This window comes from Paenibacillus sp. FSL E2-0151 (assembly GCF_037993015.1).
In the GTDB taxonomy this organism is placed as follows: domain Bacteria; phylum Bacillota; class Bacilli; order Paenibacillales; family Paenibacillaceae; genus Paenibacillus; species Paenibacillus amylolyticus.
Map to the genome: position 1 here is coordinate 2,359,725 of NZ_CP150308.1, position 15,758 is coordinate 2,375,482.

Here is a 15,758-nt window from a genome sequence, read left to right on the forward strand (position 1 = left end):
CGTGGTATAATTGAATTTCAAAAATACAATAAACGTCATGCGGGCTGTACATACGCTGCATGCAGGAGACATTATGGATTGGATTATTGGCGCCGTATGCGCTTCTATGGTGGCAGGTGCTGCCTATGCGAAAAAGTCGCTAACCTTGTCTGGCTGCCTGGCAGCCATCATGATGGGAACGATATATTACGGAGCGGGTAACCTGTTCTGGTTTGGCACGTTATTGTTGTTTTTCATTACTTCAACGTTGCTCTCCAGGTTTCGTAAAGATCGGAAGCAGGAGCTGGAGAAATCCTATGCCAAGTCAGGAAATCGGGATGCCGGACAAGTGATGGCTAATGGTGGAATGGGTATGTTCCTATGTCTGGGATACTGGATATTTCCACATCCGGCATGGGTGTATGCTTTCATTGGTGTAATGGCTACCGTTACATCGGATACATGGGCAACCGAAATTGGGAGTCTCAGTCGCAAGCCGCCGCGCTCTGTTCTCACGTGGAAGGTACTTACGCCAGGTGCTTCAGGAGGTGTCTCACTTCTTGGCACCGTGGCTGCAGCCGTAGGCGGGGGTCTGATTGGTGCGGGAGCATTCTTGTTTTCCTGGATCGCCGGGATAGAAGGGCTTAGTCTGTTTAGTTGGACTTTTGTCGGTCTTGCAGGCGGGTTGGCAGGGGCTTTTGCCGATTCCTATCTGGGCGCAACGGTGCAGATGATGTATCGTTGTACTGTGTGTGGCCGTGAAGTTGAGGTACATGAACATTGCGGGCATCCAACGGTGCGGGCTCGTGGCTGGGCATGGATGAGTAACGACCTGGTGAACGTGCTTAGCTCGGTGATCGGCGGATGTGTGGCGATTGGTTTAGGTAACATTTTGGCGTTGTAAGGGGGAGTACATTTGAGCACTGTACAGGGAGACAAATCGGAGGCTATTTTGGATGCGGCCTATGGTATTTTTGGCTCGAAAGGTTTTTATGAGACCAAAATGTCTGATATTGCAGACGAAGCCGGCATCGCAAAAGGCACCATTTATTTATATTTCAAAAGCAAGGAACAATTATTTATCGCAGTATCCAAGCGGGATTGTAACAGTTTTATCAGTCGTCTTGAATATGCTTTGAACTCGTATGAGAACACAGGTGATAAACTTGGAGCAATAGCCAAGACCCACCTTACGTATTATTATGAGCGTCGCAATCATACCAAGCTCTTTTTTATGGCACCCAATAATGATCCGGATCTGATGAAATTCATGAAGGCATTCATGAATCAATACATGAGTATGGTGTGTGAGGTATTGGAAAGTGCAAGTGTACCTGAGCCTGTATTGCTCGCTGAAGCCTATATTGGAATTCTGGACCGGCTGAAGATGGATATCATGTTGAATCCGGAGTTTAATGAGGAACATCTGAACAAACGAATTGCTTTTGCAGCAGCATTGTTTCTGGATGGATGCCGCTCTTTTTTACAAGTTTAAAGTAAGTGCGCGGATGTACGTAATATTGAATTTTAATTCACAGAGAAGTGGGTACGAGCAATGAACATAATGACGGTAGAGCAAATTGCAAAAAGTTATGGCGAAAAAATATTGTTCAAGGATGCTTCATTTGGTATGGCTGATCAGGACAAGATTGGTGTCGTTGGGGTAAATGGAACCGGTAAATCCACGTTTTTGCGTGTGATATCTGGTATGGAACCTGCAGACGCGGGACAGATCTCGATCGGTAATGACGTACGTATTCAGTTCCTGGCGCAAAATCCGGACTTCAATCCGGATAATACGGTACTGCAACAAGTATTCGAAGGTGACAGCATGGAAATGAGAACCGTGCGTGAATATACGGAAACGATGGAATTATTGGAACTGAATTCGTCCGATCCAGCGTTGCAAGAGCGGTTATTACGTTTGAATCAGCAAATGGAGCAGCTTCAGCTCTGGCAGATGGAGAGTGAAGCGAAGAGCATTTTGTCCAAACTGGGTATTCGTCAATTCGATGCACTGATGGGCACATTGTCTGGCGGACAACGCAAAAGGGTAGCACTTGCTGCTGCACTGATTCATCCTTGTGAACTGCTCATTCTGGATGAGCCTACGAACCATATTGATAATGATTCGGTCGTTTGGTTGGAGCAGTACTTGCAGAAGCGCCGCGGCGCACTGCTTATGATTACGCATGATCGGTATTTCCTGGATCGTGTGGCGAATGTCATGCTGGAATTGGATCATGGTCGTTTGTTCCGCTATGAAGCCAACTATACACGTTTTCTTGAACTGAAGGCAGAGCGCGAAGAACGGGAAGCTTCTTCGGAACAGAAGCGTAAGAACTTGCTTCGGACGGAGCTTGCATGGATTCGTCGTGGTGCCAAGGCACGGACGACGAAACAAAAAGCGAGAATTGATCGCTTCGAACAACTCAAAGACCAACAAGGAGTCCAGCGCTCGGGTTCATTGGAAGTATCCGTTGGCTCCACTCGTTTGGGTAAAAAGATTCTGGAGATCGAGCATCTTTCCAAATCCGTGGGTGGCCGCACGCTGATCGAAGATCTGAGTTATATTGCCGTACCTGGAGATCGGGTAGGGATTGTCGGACCGAACGGTAGTGGTAAGTCCACGTTGCTTCAGATGATATCTGGCAAGCTGGAACCTGATGCAGGTGTGGTTGACGTTGGTCCTACGGTCAATCTGGGTTATTTCACACAGGAACATCAGGAGATGGACGAATCTCTTCGTGTGATTGAGTATATCAAGGAAGTGGCCGAGAATGTGAAAACAGCTGATGGCTCTCTGATTACAGCATCCCAGATGCTGGAGCGGTTCCTGTTTACTCCGGCATCCCAGTGGACGCCAATCTCCCGTCTTTCTGGTGGAGAGAAGCGTCGTCTGTATCTGCTGCGTGTGCTGATGGCTGCTCCGAATGTATTGCTGCTGGATGAGCCGACGAATGATCTGGACATCCAGACACTCGCTGTACTTGAAGACTATCTGGACGATTTTCCGGGTGTTGTTTTTGTGGTATCCCATGATCGCTATTTCCTTGATCGTACTGTCGATAAAGTTTTGTCTTTTGAGGGCAACGGTGCAGTACGTGTGCACGTCGGCGATTACAGTGAGTATGCGGAATGGATGCTGAAAAATGCACCTGGAGTTACTCAGGAAAGTGATACAGGAGCGGTGAAGGTGAAGCAGTCATCGGAGAAAACGACTCCTGCTGTGTCAGCGGCTAAACCGAAGTTGAAATTCAGCTTTAAGGAGCAACGTGAATACGACCAGATTGATGAAAATATTGAGAAGGCTGAAGCCAATCTTGTCCGGATTAACAAAGAGATGGAAGAGTCGTTTAGTGATTCTGCCCGTCTGCAGGAGTTGATGGCGGAGCAGGTTGAGGCTGAACGTCATCTGGATGAATTGATGGAACGCTGGACCGTTCTGAATGAACTTGCAGAGCAGATTGAACAGAGCAAGTCTTAATTTATAACTAAACATCGCCCTTTTTTCCTTCGTGACATTATGTCGCATAGGAGGAGAGGGCGTTTTTTGTCTGCAAATTTGCGCATTAAAGTGAAACGTTCTGTATGTTCATAACGTTTTATAAGTAAAGAATTCCATAGAAGGGAGAGAACACCACACTTATGTATAAGGAAATTAATGAACAATTGGCAGTGCTCAAGGAAAAGGGGAGAATTTACGAGAAATGGACCAAACGTCTGGAGAAGCTTCAAACGGAGGAAAGCGAATGGGAAGCAAAGGTAAAAAGTCGTCTGGAGCATCTCCAGAAGGAGCAGAAGGACGTTGATCGACTGAACAGTATGACATTGTCAGCATTTTTCTATCAATTGATTGGCAAGAAGACAGAACGGCTGGAGAAGGAAGAACTGGAACTCATGGAGAGCAAGGCTGCATACGACACCGCTTGTCGCATGTTACAAGACGTACAGGAGCAACGAATTCATGTGGAGCAGGAGTTGGAGGGCCAACGGCAGTATCAGTACTGGCAGAGCGATTACAACGCGCTGTGGGGGAAGAAGGAAGGTCGTCTGCTGGACCAGGATGCGGAATTGCAACAGATGGCTGAGAATCGGGAACATCTGGCGAGCGAGCTACAGGAACTGGATGAAGCTTTCCGGGAGGGAGAATATCTGCTCTTTGCTCTTGAACGTGCCGAGAAGGCTTTGTCTTCGGCAGGTAATTGGGGGATATATGACATGATGGGCGGTGGAGTCATCTCCACGCATATCAAGCGAGGAAGAATGGATGACGCTCAGGTCGCCATCATGGATGCAGGTAAGCGTCTACGACGTTTTCAGAAGGAACTGGAGGATGTAGAGATGGCTGTACACGCGGATCTGCATCTGGGAGGTCTGCTTTCATTCGCAGACTATTTCTTCGATAACCTCTTCGTGGACTGGATGGTTCAGGACAAAATTCGCAAAGCCGAACGTCAGGTGAAGGATGGACTAAGCGCGGTTAGGAAGACCATGCAAGTGCTAAGAAATGAAATGCGTGACCATAAGGCAGAGTTAGAAATATTGGATAGTAAATATCATGCATATGTGGAACAGGCAGATTAAGAGATATGACAACAAAGGCCCCTTCCAAGCACACCGAATTGTGCTTGAAAGGGGCCTTCTGCTTAGACGAACATGTGGATGTTATTCATGACAATTTCGTCGATCAATGATTCTTTTTTACTTGGTTGTAATGTAGGCTGCGAGCAATCGTGCCGTATTCAGGACAGCATCCTTATGTGTACGCTCCATGGAATGAGATGCATGAACTCCAGGACCGATCAGTGCTGCACGGATATTGTTTCCTCCGCGTAATGCTGCACTGCCATCTGAGCCATAGTGGGGATAAATGTCGACGACGTAATTCATCCCATCTTGTTTGGCCAGTTCAATGAGACGACTGGTCATATCGTAGTCATACGGGCCAGAAGAATCTTTGGCACATATAGAAACGTCGGTTTCTTTACAGCTCAGGTCATCACCCATAGCTCCCATGTCTACAGCGATCATTTCACTGATTTCCGCAGGGATATACGATGCGCCATGTCCAACTTCTTCATAGTTCGAGATAAGCAGAGAGACGTTATGTAATGGTTTCCAGCCTTCACGATGTGCAGACTCAAGGATGCCAAAGAGGGCAGCCACGCTGGCTTTGTCGTCCAGATGACGTGATTTGATATAACCACTCGGCGTGATGACTGCGCGAGCATCAAAGGAGATAAAGTCGCCGACAGAGATCCCGAGTTTCAACACATCTTCCTTGGAGGAGACGACCTCATCGATTCGAACTTCCATATGGCTCTCGGACCGTTCAAAGGTACGTGCATCCGGATAGACGTGGACAGACGGATGAAGGGAGAGAATGGTGCCCGTGTATGTTCTTCCATCCCGAGTATGGATGCTGCAATATTCGTTTTCGATACTTTGCATGGAAAATCCACCGACAGAAGTAAGCTTCAATGTGCCATAGGATGTAACCGAGCGTACCATGGCCCCTAGCGTATCCACGTGAGCGCTTAAAGCGATTGTCTTGGAAGAGTCCTGTCCGGGCAATGTAAGCACCGCCCCGCCCTTGTTATTCAGCTCACAGGCGATGCCCAGTGCGGCTGCTTCCTTCCGGATCATCTCGATAATATGATGTGTGTAACCACTTGGGCTTGGTGTATCCAGCAATTTTTTCAGGAAAGACAGAACGTATGATTCATCAATTGTAAAACTCATTGTGTAATTTCCTCCTCGGATCATGGGTGTGGTGTGAAACAAAATACAGCCTGTCTGGGGGAGAGAATGTGATACTACCATTCCTGACTCGCCAGCAGGCTGTCTCTGATTGGTTACAGTGTTCCCGTAGGGTTTCCTTTGCGCTGACTCTGGATCGAATCATTCTCCAATAGGCTGTCGGATTCATTTGAGTCAAGCGAATCCATCGATTTGAAAGAATCCAACGTAGATTTGCTTGTCGCGGAGCTTTCCAATTCAGATACACGCAATTTCAATTGTTTATTCTCACGTTGCAGTCTGTATTGGCGATAGATGCCATATGACCCTACAATAATTCCACCGATCAGGGTACAGCCGAGAATCAGCAAGATCAGCGGGATTTGTACCGTGTTAAATAACAGGTTGACTTGTACGGAATCCACATTAATAACCGCAAAGATTCCCGTGAGCAGTGCAAAAACAAGACCTGCTATGAGTGCCCATTGCATTTTCATGGTGTTGCCTCCTTGTTGAACAATTGAGAACTAGATATGCATTACCCATATTCGGGTATGTTGCATCTTGCAATGATGATAAAATCCCCTGCCCGAACGGGCAAGGGATGCAGGTCACATGGAAAGACAACCTTATTTGGTTAGTTGCTCCATCTGTTCAATCAGTTCCTTGAAGACACTCATAGCTTCACGAATTGGCTGTGGTGTAGACATATCCACACCTGCTTTTTTCAGAATGTTGATGGAGTAATCACTGCCACCGCTCTTCAGGAAGCCAAGATATCGGTCAACAGCCGGTTGGCCTTCTTCCAGGATTTGCTTGGAAAAGCTTGTTGCTGCGGAGAAGCCTGTAGCATATTTGTAAACGTAGAAGCTGTTATAGAAGTGGGGAATACGAGCCCATTCCATTTCAATTTCTTTGTCAACAGCCATGCCTTCTCCGTGATATTTAACGTTCAGATCATAATAGATCTCGGATAACAATTGTGGTGTTAATGCGTCACCTTGTTCCGCACGTTCATGAATGATTTTCTCGAATTCAGCAAACATGGTCTGACGGAATACCGTTGTACGGAATTGGTCGGCATAATACGTCAACAGATACAATTTTTCCTTTGGATCTGTTGATTTGTTAAGCAGATAATCCATCAGCAACGCTTCGTTGGTTGTGGATGCAACCTCAGCCAAGAAGATGGTGTACTGTGCATCACGATACGGAAGTGTTGTATCCGAGTAATGTGAATGCAGAGCGTGACCCATTTCATGTGCGAGTGTGAACATACTGTTTAGGTTATCTTTGTGATTCAACAAGACATACGGGTGAGTGCCGTAAGCGCCCCAGGCATATGCGCCTGAACGTTTATTTTCATTCTCATATATATCGATCCAGCGGTTATCATATCCATTCTGCAATGCGTCAGCATAGTCCTTGCCGAGTGGTTTCAGACCGTCTTTAACCGTTTGTTTCGCTTCCTCATAGGTAATATCCATTTTGTATTCGTCTACGAGTGGAGCGAACAGATCGTACATGTGCAATTGATCTACACCCAGCAACTTTTTGCGCAGGTCCATATAACGATGCAATAACGGAAGGCTCTCGTGAATGGTGTCTACCAGATTGGTATACACATCCGTTGGGATGTTATCTCCATATAGGGACATTTCCATCACGGAAGGGTACTTCCGAACATTAGCATAGAACATATTTTTGGTTACATTTGCATTCAAGGCAGCTGCAATTGTGTTCTTCTGTTTGGCATAGGTTTCGTATACCGCTTTGAAGGCACGTTCGCGAACTTCACGGTTAGGGTTCTCCAGGAACTGAATGTAGCTGCCGTGTGTCAGCTCAACTTCGTTACCATGTTCATCCTTGATTCTTGGGAACTTGAGATCGGCGTTATTCAGCATGCTGAAGATTGTCTGTGGTGCTTGTGAAAGGTTGCCTACCTGTGCAAGCAAAGCCTCTTCTGCTTGGCTAAGAACGTGGGCTTTTTCGCGTTTCATCTCTTCCAGCGTAAATGTATAAGCAGAAAGTTTTTCGTTTGCAATAAATGCGTCCAACTGATCATCCGGCAGGGAAAGAATCTCTGGTGTGACAAAAGAAAGTGCTTCACCAACCCGTACGCCTAATTTCTGGGCTTTTTGGGACAGGTTTTGATATGTAGGATTCGCTGTGTCTTCATCTTGATGCATACGTGCGTACACAAAGAGGCGTTCTATTTTGAGGCTGATCTCATCTTCGAATTCGAAGCAAGATTTGAGTACATCAGGTTGATTCAGTTTGCCTTGGAATTCGGAGGCCTTCTTGGCCAAAGACGATACTTCTTCATATTCTTGATCCCAGGCTTTCTGATCGGCAAATAAATCTTCCAGTTTCCAGCTATGTTCAGCCGGCACCTCGGAACGTTTCAATAATTGACTCATGGAAATCCTCCTTTGATGATCTGATGAATGTATGGACGAAGCTGCCTTCGTCTCGCTTGCCTGTGCGGAGAGAGACGAAGGAATCAGACTAAGTACCAGGATAACAGATAGCGATTTCTGGTATTTCAACGGCCTTCCTCCTTACGATACGAATAATCTCGTATAGTATGACCTTAGGCACGTTGAAATATTTGAGCATCTGGGTCCCCGTGATTAGGCTCCCATGTTATACAGAAAATAAACGATCAGGAAAAAGGCGAAACAAATGAGCAGGGTAGCAATAAGCGCCATTCCCCGTCTTAATCGATCCGGGATGGAATTGCGTCCCAGAATAAGCACAATACCAAGAGAGAAGGCAAGGATAATAAAGATGACGACATTGCTTGAGTCAAGCTGCATGGGTTAGACCCCTTTGAAGGCAGCCATCAATTGACGCCATTCATCCTCACGGTTCTCAAAATCTGCTTTTGGAAAACGGCGTTCAGCCCAGTGCATTAATGCAGGACGGCTAAGGAATGTATGGCATTCTTCGCCCCACTCTTCCGAAATTTCTCGCAGTACGAGATATTTGCCTTGAACTTCTACGGTCATCATATTCCACTTGTCTGTTTTGTATATTTCATGTTTTTTTATCATAGGTAGTCTCCAAACTAACGGTTTTGGTAAAATGATACCGTACCCTACGATTCAAAGCAAATTTTTTCGACATTTATGGAAAGATAAATTGCAAAATGGAAGCCCATACAGTATAATAAGGGTATTCGCCATAGATGGCGATATTTTTAGGAGGTTTTTCATTTGAAAGGTACAGTTAAATGGTTTAACGCAGAAAAAGGCTATGGCTTTATTTCAGTTGAAGGCGGCGAGGACGTATTCGTACATTTCTCCGCAATCCAAGGAGATGGCTTCAAAACATTGGAAGAAGGTCAAGCGGTAGAATTCGAAATCACTGATGGAAACCGTGGTCCTCAAGCAGCTAACGTAAACAAACTGTAAGAATTTATCCGGCTAACGGACTTCTTATATATTATAAATTTATAGCTGAATAATAAGAACCTAAGCACAGTCCCCCAAGGGAGGCTGTGCTTTTTTTGATTCTAACATTTTCAGTGTAAATAACGGTTGAATACGATGTAAGTTTCCCTGTGTGTTCAGGAGACACGATTGGTCATGCTGGACCATAACTTCAATCCGAAACCGATTAGTGCAGCCAGGGAGAAAGCCATAGCGGTGAGATAGAAGGTTTGTCTGCCTGCATGTTCCAGCAGCAGTCCGCCCAACGTTCCACTAAGAAGTCCCGAAGCACTGGACCAGACAATGGTGAACAAAGCCATACCTGTAGCTCTGTAGCCGTCCGGAACTAGGCGAATGATGTAGCGGACCGCCGTAACGTAGAAAATACCAAAGGTAACACTGTGCATCGTCTGAATCGCAACAACAGCTGCAGGTGTATCGGAGACAGACATGAGAAGCAAACGAACCGTATACATCAGTGCAGCAAAAGCAATTAGCGGCAGTTCTTTATAACGGTTTCCATACTTGCTGAGCAATAGAAATATGGGGATTTCACTTACGGAAGAGATCAGCAAAGACCAGCCGATCAGCCCCTCGCTGGCACCCAGATCTTTTAACGTGATGGTAAGGAATGCTTCGTTCATGCGATGTCCCATGGCAAGCAAAAATACACAGCCAAAAAAGGTGAGCACATCTCTGCGTTTCAAAATAGCCCATAACCCAGATAGATCCATTTTGCTACTGCTCCCCGAAGGTTGATCCTTCAATTGAAAACTGATCAATAGTGTAGTTGCAGCAAGACCAACGCAGACCCAAATCGTCCATGCTGGACCAAAAGATCCAAGGAAATACCCGATACTTAATGCAAAGAAGGCATAACCGATCGATCCGAAGACTCGAATGGAAGTGAAATTTCGGCCGTACTTGCTGGCCGTTGTAATAGCCATCGTATCGGAGAGTGGATAGACCGGATAATAGAAAAAGTAAAACAGGGTCACGAGTACAAATACCTGACCAAAAGTTGTTGCATTGGCGAGCATGATCCCTGTGATCAATTGACCACCAAGCAGAATGATCATCACTTTGCGTACCGTTTGGTAGCGGTCGCTGGCCATGCTCCAGAACATATTGGAGAACACAGAGATGAGGGGGCCAATTCCGTAGAGATATCCAATCTCAGCCCGACTGAAGCCCAGATGACTGAAGTAAAGCTGGAAGTAGGATACCACCAGAACGGTGGAACCAAAGATGGTGAACATGAGAGCCCGCAACCAGTTCTGATCCGGGCGGGCGTTGTGACTTAATTTCATGATGAGAGACTCCAATCTTGATAACAATTCAATGATTTTATTACCCTTTCAGGGATGTTGATTTACGGACTTTCGGCACGGACATCGTAGGTTCTTGCTTCGTGCGTCGGATAACAAGCCAGACAATGATGAGTTCGGCGAGCAGGCCAAGGGATTGGGCAACAGCGCCAATCATGCCGTTCCACGCAGGAAAAATACTAACCAGTATAAGCAGCACAATTACCGTGCAGATTGCATTCGCCGTTTGCGAACGAAACATCGTTTTTGTCTGACCGCGAAGCAGAATGAGGCCATTGCTGAAATCCAGAAAAGGGAAGATCAGCGGAAATAAGACGAACGCACGCAGTGTCCACAGACTTTGTTGCAAAAGCTCGCCCTGAACGCTCATGACATTTTCGAGTACCCATGGTCCCAAGGGGGTATAGGCAATCGACACCATCATCGCAAACGGAATAAATCCGGTGACAAGTGCGAATTTTCGTACCAGTTTGGCGTCTACAAGGTAGAAATTCAGCACGATCTGATGGATGTATGTAAAGAAGCTTAGCATCAACTGCATCAGACTGCTTGCTATGGCAAAGGATGAAATGGCTAGTGCGATCCCGGTCGTTTTGCCAAGTACGATGTTAATAACCGGTCCTATGAACAGCGCTACAAAGCTGGATAACAGAAGCGGCTTATAAAAGCGAAATACGTCTCCCTTGCTCTCGACGGGATGATCCTCAAGCTTGGCTGGCATCTTGCGCTTGATGCTGTTACCCTCCAGAAAGCTGACAAGCGCTTCAATCATCATGCCAGTAGCAAAAATGATAGCGCCTACACGTCCACTGTCAATGCTGTCTGTGTATATGAAATAGAGGGATAGGCCGTACATTCCGGCTAAACGGAATACCATCCCGATGGTTAACCACTTGGTGCGGTTATTCGTAATGATGATCCCCTGATAGATGTTGCGGATCACTGAAAAGATACTTACATACATGAGAATTTCATATACGTCGATGACTTTGTTCAGCAGATCCGGACTTACACCAAACAAGTATTTGAACACCCCGGTACCAACGGGAGAGTATACGATAAGAAACCCAATGAGAAGCACACAGGCAAGAAATATTTTGGTCACAAACGTGAGGGCCTGAAAGGAAAGGCGATCGCGAACCAGTGCGGAACAGGTTTGCCGCAGCAGGGTGGAGGGGCGTTCCGTGAGGGTTAACAAGCTACCGGCGATTGCATAGCTGGCAATAACCGTCTCGGGATGAGCGGAACGTGCTAATGTGCTGTTTATGATGACGTGAGAAATGGTGACGAGAGAGGCGGAAATGCCAAGTGGCACAAAAAAAGAAAATAACCGTCTCCACGAAAGTGATTCACTTGACGACATGTCAACGACTCCTTTGATGGATGAAATATGCCTAGTATATCACAAAGCTTTGGGCGCGGATGCGATTTTTTATGCGGAATATGCGGCAGATCATTTGTACAATTAAGGGGATCATATTATAATAGGAATGGTTAAAAATCGCTCTAATACGTATTCAACCAAGTGGAGGCACATTTATTTTGAGCCAATCAAATCGAAAACGTCATCAATATCCGCGTGGACCGCTGGCATTGATGAGAGGGGTGTACAAATACACCATTCCGGAAACACGGAAGGCACTGAATGGATGGCGTGCTCAAGCTGAGGCGATTCCGAATGAGGAATTGCGTACACAGGCACTTGCCAGTCTGAAGGATAAACAGTTTCACTGTGAAGGCGGAACCGTCTACGCATTAGCTGATTTGCCAAACAGACACATTCTGATTCCGCTGATCGTTTCATATCAAACTATTAGTGATTATTTGGACAATCTGTGCGACCGCAGCACGTCGATGGACCCGGATGACTTTCGTCTTCTCCATCAATCCATGCTTGATGCGGTAGATCCCGAAGCAATTCCCGTCAATTATTATGCCCTCCGTGAGGAGCAGGATGACGGCGGATATCTGCGGAATCTGGTGACCACATGTCAGGAACTGACCCGTCAGTTACCAGGCTATACGTCCGCCAAGCCCCAAATTCAGGATCTGGCAGGCCTATACACGGACCTGCAGGTATATAAGCATATCAAGCCGGAACTGAGAGAAACGGCACTGCTCGAATGGTGGTCGGAGCATCGCCATCGCACACCTCAGTTTCGTTGGAACGAATTTGCTGCTGCAACTGGCTCTACACTGGGCGTTTTCATGCTGTTTCTGGCTGCGAGTGACGATCAGTTGACTGAAGAGCAAGCGGCCTCGATCCACACGGCCTATTTCCCACATGTATGCGCATTGCACATTATGCTCGATTATTTAATTGATCAGGATGAGGACCGCATCGGGGGAGATCTCAACTTCTGCAACTATTATGAGAATGTGGAGACAATGCTGGACCGAATTGCTTTTATTGTGGAGATGGCACGCAGCGATGTGCAGAAGATTCCGGGAAGCTCCTTTCACCGGATGATCATCGAAGGACTGATTGCCATTTACCTGTCTGATCCCAAAGTCAGCGAACAACAGGAAGTTCGCGTTGTATCCAAACGTCTGCTGAAAAATAGTCCGATCACAAGAATATTTTTCTTCATTTTCAGTCGCTGGATACGGAAAAATATGTAAGTCAGGTGTGATATTGCGGAGCCTGAAGTGAAACTAGAGGAGGAAGAAACATCATGACAGCAGTAAAGAAAATCGCAGTATTAACGAGCGGTGGTGATTCACAGGGGATGAACGCGGCTGTTCGTGCGGTTGTTCGCAGCGGACTGTTTCACGGTCTCGAAGTATTTGGAGTTCAACGTGGATACCAGGGTCTTTTGAATAATGACATTTTCCCAATGGATTTGCGGAGTGTAGGAGATATCATCCAACGTGGGGGAACGGTTCTTCAATCGGCACGTTGCAAGGAGTTCTATACCGCTGAAGGTCAGCAAAAAGGTGCGGACATTCTGCGTGCGCGTGGCATTGACGGTCTGGTTGTTATCGGTGGGGATGGTTCCTACAACGGAGCAAACAAACTGAGCAAGCTGGGCATTAACACCATGGGTCTGCCAGGAACGATTGATAACGATGTTTCATTCACCGACTATACCATCGGATTTGATACAGCTGTAAGCATAGTAGTTGATGCAGTAAACAAATTACGTGATACGATGTCTTCACACGAACGTTCTTCCATCGTTGAAGTTATGGGTCGTCACTGTGGGGATATCGCTCTGCATGCCGGACTTGCTTCGGGTGCTGAAACGATTCTTGTCCCAGAAGTTCCATTTGATATGGACGAAGTAGCAGATCGGATGAAAGCTAACTTTGCACATGGCAAACGTCACAGTATTATCATCGTTGCAGAAGGCGTAGGCAAAGGTGAGGATGTAGCAAAAGAACTGATGGAACGTTGCCCAACGTATGAGCCACGTGTAACCGTTCTAGGTCACATTCAGCGTGGGGGTACGCCAACACCTTTCGACCGTAACCTGGCAAGCCGTCTTGGCGACTTCGCTGTTCGCAGTCTGATTGCAGGCGAGACAGACAAAGGTTGTGGCATTATCAAGGGTGAACTTACCCTGACGGATATTGATAAAGTGGTTAACACAAAAAAAGATTTCGATATGGTGACTTACGAGCTTGCACAACGTTTGTCCCAATAATTCGATTCATACGCAAAGAGCACAATCCCGCTTTAACGTGGATTGTGCTCTTTTTGTTGTTTCACGGAGTGAGTATATCAATGTTACCCCTTGCGGAGTGCGGCTTGTTTTTGTACTAGGAAGAGTCTCCAGAGAAGCGCTGTTGCTCCTACAGCAAGGCCGGCAATGAGGCCGATCCAGTATCCGAAGGCACCGAGTGAAGTATACGTAGCAGTTAGATAACCTACAGGCAAGCCAATGATCCAATACGCTATGAACGTAATGATCAGTGCCGGATTAACATCTTTGTAGCCACGCAATGCTCCTTGGGTCGGTGTAGCAATCGCATCCGAGATCTGAAAGAAAATGGCGTAGATGAGGAAATGCTGCGTAAGTGCAATGACCTCTCGATCGTTTGAATACACGCCTGCAATCTGTTCGCCGAACACAATCAACACGATCGCTGTCAGCAGTGAGAGTCCGATGGCTCCACCAATTCCAAGCAGACTGTATTGTCTGGCATCTCTCAGACGCCCCGCACCTGCCTCATAGCCCACAAGGATCGTAAGAGCCATACATATGCTCACAGGCAGCATGTAGAGCGTAGAAGCGAAATTCAGCGCCGCCTGGTGGGCAGCAATTGTTGTGGTATCGAAACGGCTCATCATTAAAGTCACAGCAGCGAAGATGGACGTTTCGAAAAAAGTCGCAAATCCGATGGGCACTCCAATCTTGAGTAACTCTTTCCATTTGGAGAATGAGACACGGGTCCATTGACGGAAAATGCCATACTGGGCGAAAGGTTCGACCCGATGGACAAAAAAGAGACTAATAAGAAAGATCAGCCAGTATGTACATGCTGTAGCAACACCAGCACCAACACCGCCCAATTGTGGAAAGCCCCAGCGACCGAATATCAGCAGATAATTTAGAAAGATGTTAACGGGCAGGGAAACCAACGTAATGAACATCGTAGTCCGTGTCTGGCCAAGTGCATCCATGAAGCTGCGCAGCACTGTATATCCGAAGAGCGGGATAATGCCAAAAGCAAGTGCACACAAAAAATAGAAGGCAACTTGGGCAACCCGGGGCTCCAGAGGCATTCCGTTCAGTATAGGGCCAAGTAACAACGCCCCGGCTCCGATAACGACGAGACTGACAGCAATTCCAAGATACAATGCCTGGATGACGTTATACCCGATCTGATCATTACGTTTGGAACCCAGCAGATGGGAAACGACAGGTGTAATACCGATCAGAATCCCGCTTAGTCCAGTTTGAACTGGCATCCAAAGACTTGTGCCGATTGCGACGCCTGCAAGGTCGGCCGGAGAAAACTTGCCTGACATATTGGTGTCGAAGAACGACATGGCAGAGAGGGCGATTTGAGTGGTGAAGATGGGCAAAAATATAATCAGGAATTTCTTCACTTTTTGGGAAAAACTTGTTGTGTTCATGTTCACTGGCAGTGCCTCGCTATTCTAAAGAGATGTCATCCAAGTGTCATATCTGGACAGCTATTTATTGTAGTGGATTTTGTTCAATTTGAATAGGGACAGAACCAGAGTAGGGGGGAGAGAAAAATGAACACCAAAAAACCTCGCTCCGCTTCAAGCAGAACGAGGTTGGATGAAATGAGAAGTATGAAA

The 15,758-nt window shown here is 46.6% G+C and carries 15 protein-coding genes; 7 read left to right on the top strand and 8 right to left on the bottom strand.

The annotated features are described in order from the left end of the window. Window positions 1-73 precede the first annotated feature (73 nt). The 4 genes from MHI55_RS10950 (at window position 74) to MHI55_RS10965 (ending at window position 4,566) form a co-directional block, all read left to right on the top strand. The gene (locus MHI55_RS10950; protein WP_076326951.1) at window positions 74-883 is read left to right on the top strand and encodes a DUF92 domain-containing protein; all 810 of its coding nucleotides are present in this window, start codon (window positions 74-76) and stop codon (window positions 881-883) included. 12 nt (window positions 884-895) lie between these two features. Continuing rightward, on the top strand, window positions 896-1,474 hold the full coding sequence (locus MHI55_RS10955) for a TetR/AcrR family transcriptional regulator (RefSeq protein WP_036609680.1): 579 nt from the start codon (window positions 896-898) through the stop codon (window positions 1,472-1,474). A 60-nt stretch (window positions 1,475-1,534) separates the two neighbouring features. Then, entirely contained in the window at window positions 1,535-3,466 is a 1,932-nt protein-coding gene (locus tag MHI55_RS10960; RefSeq protein ID WP_340389983.1) for an ABC-F family ATP-binding cassette domain-containing protein, read from the top strand. 161 nt (window positions 3,467-3,627) lie between these two features. Further along, window positions 3,628-4,566, top strand: coding sequence for a hypothetical protein (locus MHI55_RS10965; protein ID WP_340389985.1), 939 nt, complete (start codon window positions 3,628-3,630; stop codon window positions 4,564-4,566). Between the two features lie 117 nt (window positions 4,567-4,683). On the opposite strand, the gene MHI55_RS10970 is transcribed toward MHI55_RS10965, so the two are convergent. From MHI55_RS10970 to MHI55_RS10990, 5 genes are all read right to left on the bottom strand, one after another. Beyond that, window positions 4,684-5,724, bottom strand: a complete 1,041-nt coding sequence (locus MHI55_RS10970; RefSeq protein WP_340389987.1) for a M42 family metallopeptidase — start codon at window positions 5,722-5,724, stop codon at window positions 4,684-4,686. Window positions 5,725-5,837: 113 nt separating this feature from the next. Next, the gene (locus MHI55_RS10975; RefSeq protein ID WP_047842377.1) at window positions 5,838-6,218 is read right to left on the bottom strand and encodes a lipopolysaccharide assembly protein LapA domain-containing protein; all 381 of its coding nucleotides are present in this window, start codon (window positions 6,216-6,218) and stop codon (window positions 5,838-5,840) included. Between the two features lie 132 nt (window positions 6,219-6,350). After that, window positions 6,351-8,141 carry an oligoendopeptidase F gene (gene pepF / locus MHI55_RS10980; RefSeq protein ID WP_340389989.1) on the bottom strand — a complete coding sequence of 597 codons (1,791 nt, stop codon included), beginning with the start codon at window positions 8,139-8,141 and terminating at the stop codon, window positions 6,351-6,353. A 213-nt stretch (window positions 8,142-8,354) separates the two neighbouring features. Next, window positions 8,355-8,540: a hypothetical protein gene (locus tag MHI55_RS10985; protein ID WP_036609669.1), complete on the bottom strand. Its 186-nt coding sequence runs from the start codon at window positions 8,538-8,540 to the stop codon at window positions 8,355-8,357. 3 nt (window positions 8,541-8,543) lie between these two features. Continuing rightward, a complete protein-coding gene (locus MHI55_RS10990) occupies window positions 8,544-8,777 on the bottom strand; it encodes a hypothetical protein (RefSeq protein ID WP_017689395.1) in 234 nt (77 codons plus the stop codon). 162 nt (window positions 8,778-8,939) lie between these two features. Here MHI55_RS10990 and MHI55_RS10995 point away from each other — a divergent pair, with 162 nt between their 5' ends. Beyond that, a complete protein-coding gene (locus MHI55_RS10995; RefSeq protein WP_017689394.1) occupies window positions 8,940-9,137 on the top strand; it encodes a cold shock domain-containing protein in 198 nt (65 codons plus the stop codon). Window positions 9,138-9,292: 155 nt separating this feature from the next. Here the strand turns inward: MHI55_RS10995 and MHI55_RS11000 are convergent, their stop codons facing one another. Both MHI55_RS11000 and MHI55_RS11005 read right to left on the bottom strand, forming a co-directional pair. Next, window positions 9,293-10,465 (bottom strand): MFS transporter, encoded by a 1,173-nt coding sequence (locus MHI55_RS11000; RefSeq protein ID WP_036670134.1) that lies wholly within the window; start codon window positions 10,463-10,465, stop codon window positions 9,293-9,295. Between the two features lie 40 nt (window positions 10,466-10,505). Continuing rightward, the gene (locus MHI55_RS11005) at window positions 10,506-11,846 is read right to left on the bottom strand and encodes a multi antimicrobial extrusion protein MatE (RefSeq protein WP_340389991.1); all 1,341 of its coding nucleotides are present in this window, start codon (window positions 11,844-11,846) and stop codon (window positions 10,506-10,508) included. Window positions 11,847-12,025: 179 nt separating this feature from the next. Between MHI55_RS11005 and MHI55_RS11010 the strand changes: the two genes are divergently transcribed. Then, a complete protein-coding gene (locus MHI55_RS11010; protein ID WP_017689390.1) occupies window positions 12,026-13,105 on the top strand; it encodes a tetraprenyl-beta-curcumene synthase family protein in 1,080 nt (359 codons plus the stop codon). A 53-nt stretch (window positions 13,106-13,158) separates the two neighbouring features. Beyond that, window positions 13,159-14,130, top strand: coding sequence for a 6-phosphofructokinase (pfkA, locus tag MHI55_RS11015; RefSeq protein WP_036609663.1), 972 nt, complete (start codon window positions 13,159-13,161; stop codon window positions 14,128-14,130). A gap of 83 nt (window positions 14,131-14,213) precedes the next feature. Here the strand turns inward: pfkA and MHI55_RS11020 are convergent, their stop codons facing one another. After that, a complete protein-coding gene (locus MHI55_RS11020; protein WP_340390590.1) occupies window positions 14,214-15,566 on the bottom strand; it encodes an MATE family efflux transporter in 1,353 nt (450 codons plus the stop codon). Window positions 15,567-15,758 lie beyond the last annotated feature (192 nt).

Bases quoted from the DNA above. Each gene is read 5' to 3' on its own strand.
- MHI55_RS10950 (WP_076326951.1), top strand. From the start codon at position 74: ATGGATTGGATTATTGGCGCCGTATGCGCTTCTATGGTGGCAGGTGCT.
- MHI55_RS10960 (WP_340389983.1), top strand. From the start codon at position 1,535: ATGAACATAATGACGGTAGAGCAAATTGCAAAAAGTTATGGCGAAAAA.
- MHI55_RS10965 (WP_340389985.1), top strand. From the start codon at position 3,628: ATGTATAAGGAAATTAATGAACAATTGGCAGTGCTCAAGGAAAAGGGG.
- MHI55_RS10970 (WP_340389987.1), bottom strand. From the start codon at position 5,724: ATGAGTTTTACAATTGATGAATCATACGTTCTGTCTTTCCTGAAAAAA.
- MHI55_RS10975 (WP_047842377.1), bottom strand. From the start codon at position 6,218: ATGAAAATGCAATGGGCACTCATAGCAGGTCTTGTTTTTGCACTGCTC.
- pepF (WP_340389989.1), bottom strand. From the start codon at position 8,141: ATGAGTCAATTATTGAAACGTTCCGAGGTGCCGGCTGAACATAGCTGG.
- MHI55_RS10985 (WP_036609669.1), bottom strand. From the start codon at position 8,540: ATGCAGCTTGACTCAAGCAATGTCGTCATCTTTATTATCCTTGCCTTC.
- MHI55_RS10990 (WP_017689395.1), bottom strand. From the start codon at position 8,777: ATGATAAAAAAACATGAAATATACAAAACAGACAAGTGGAATATGATG.
- MHI55_RS11000 (WP_036670134.1), bottom strand. From the start codon at position 10,465: ATGAAATTAAGTCACAACGCCCGCCCGGATCAGAACTGGTTGCGGGCT.
- MHI55_RS11005 (WP_340389991.1), bottom strand. From the start codon at position 11,846: ATGTCGTCAAGTGAATCACTTTCGTGGAGACGGTTATTTTCTTTTTTT.
- pfkA (WP_036609663.1), top strand. From the start codon at position 13,159: ATGACAGCAGTAAAGAAAATCGCAGTATTAACGAGCGGTGGTGATTCA.
- MHI55_RS11020 (WP_340390590.1), bottom strand. From the start codon at position 15,566: ATGAACACAACAAGTTTTTCCCAAAAAGTGAAGAAATTCCTGATTATA.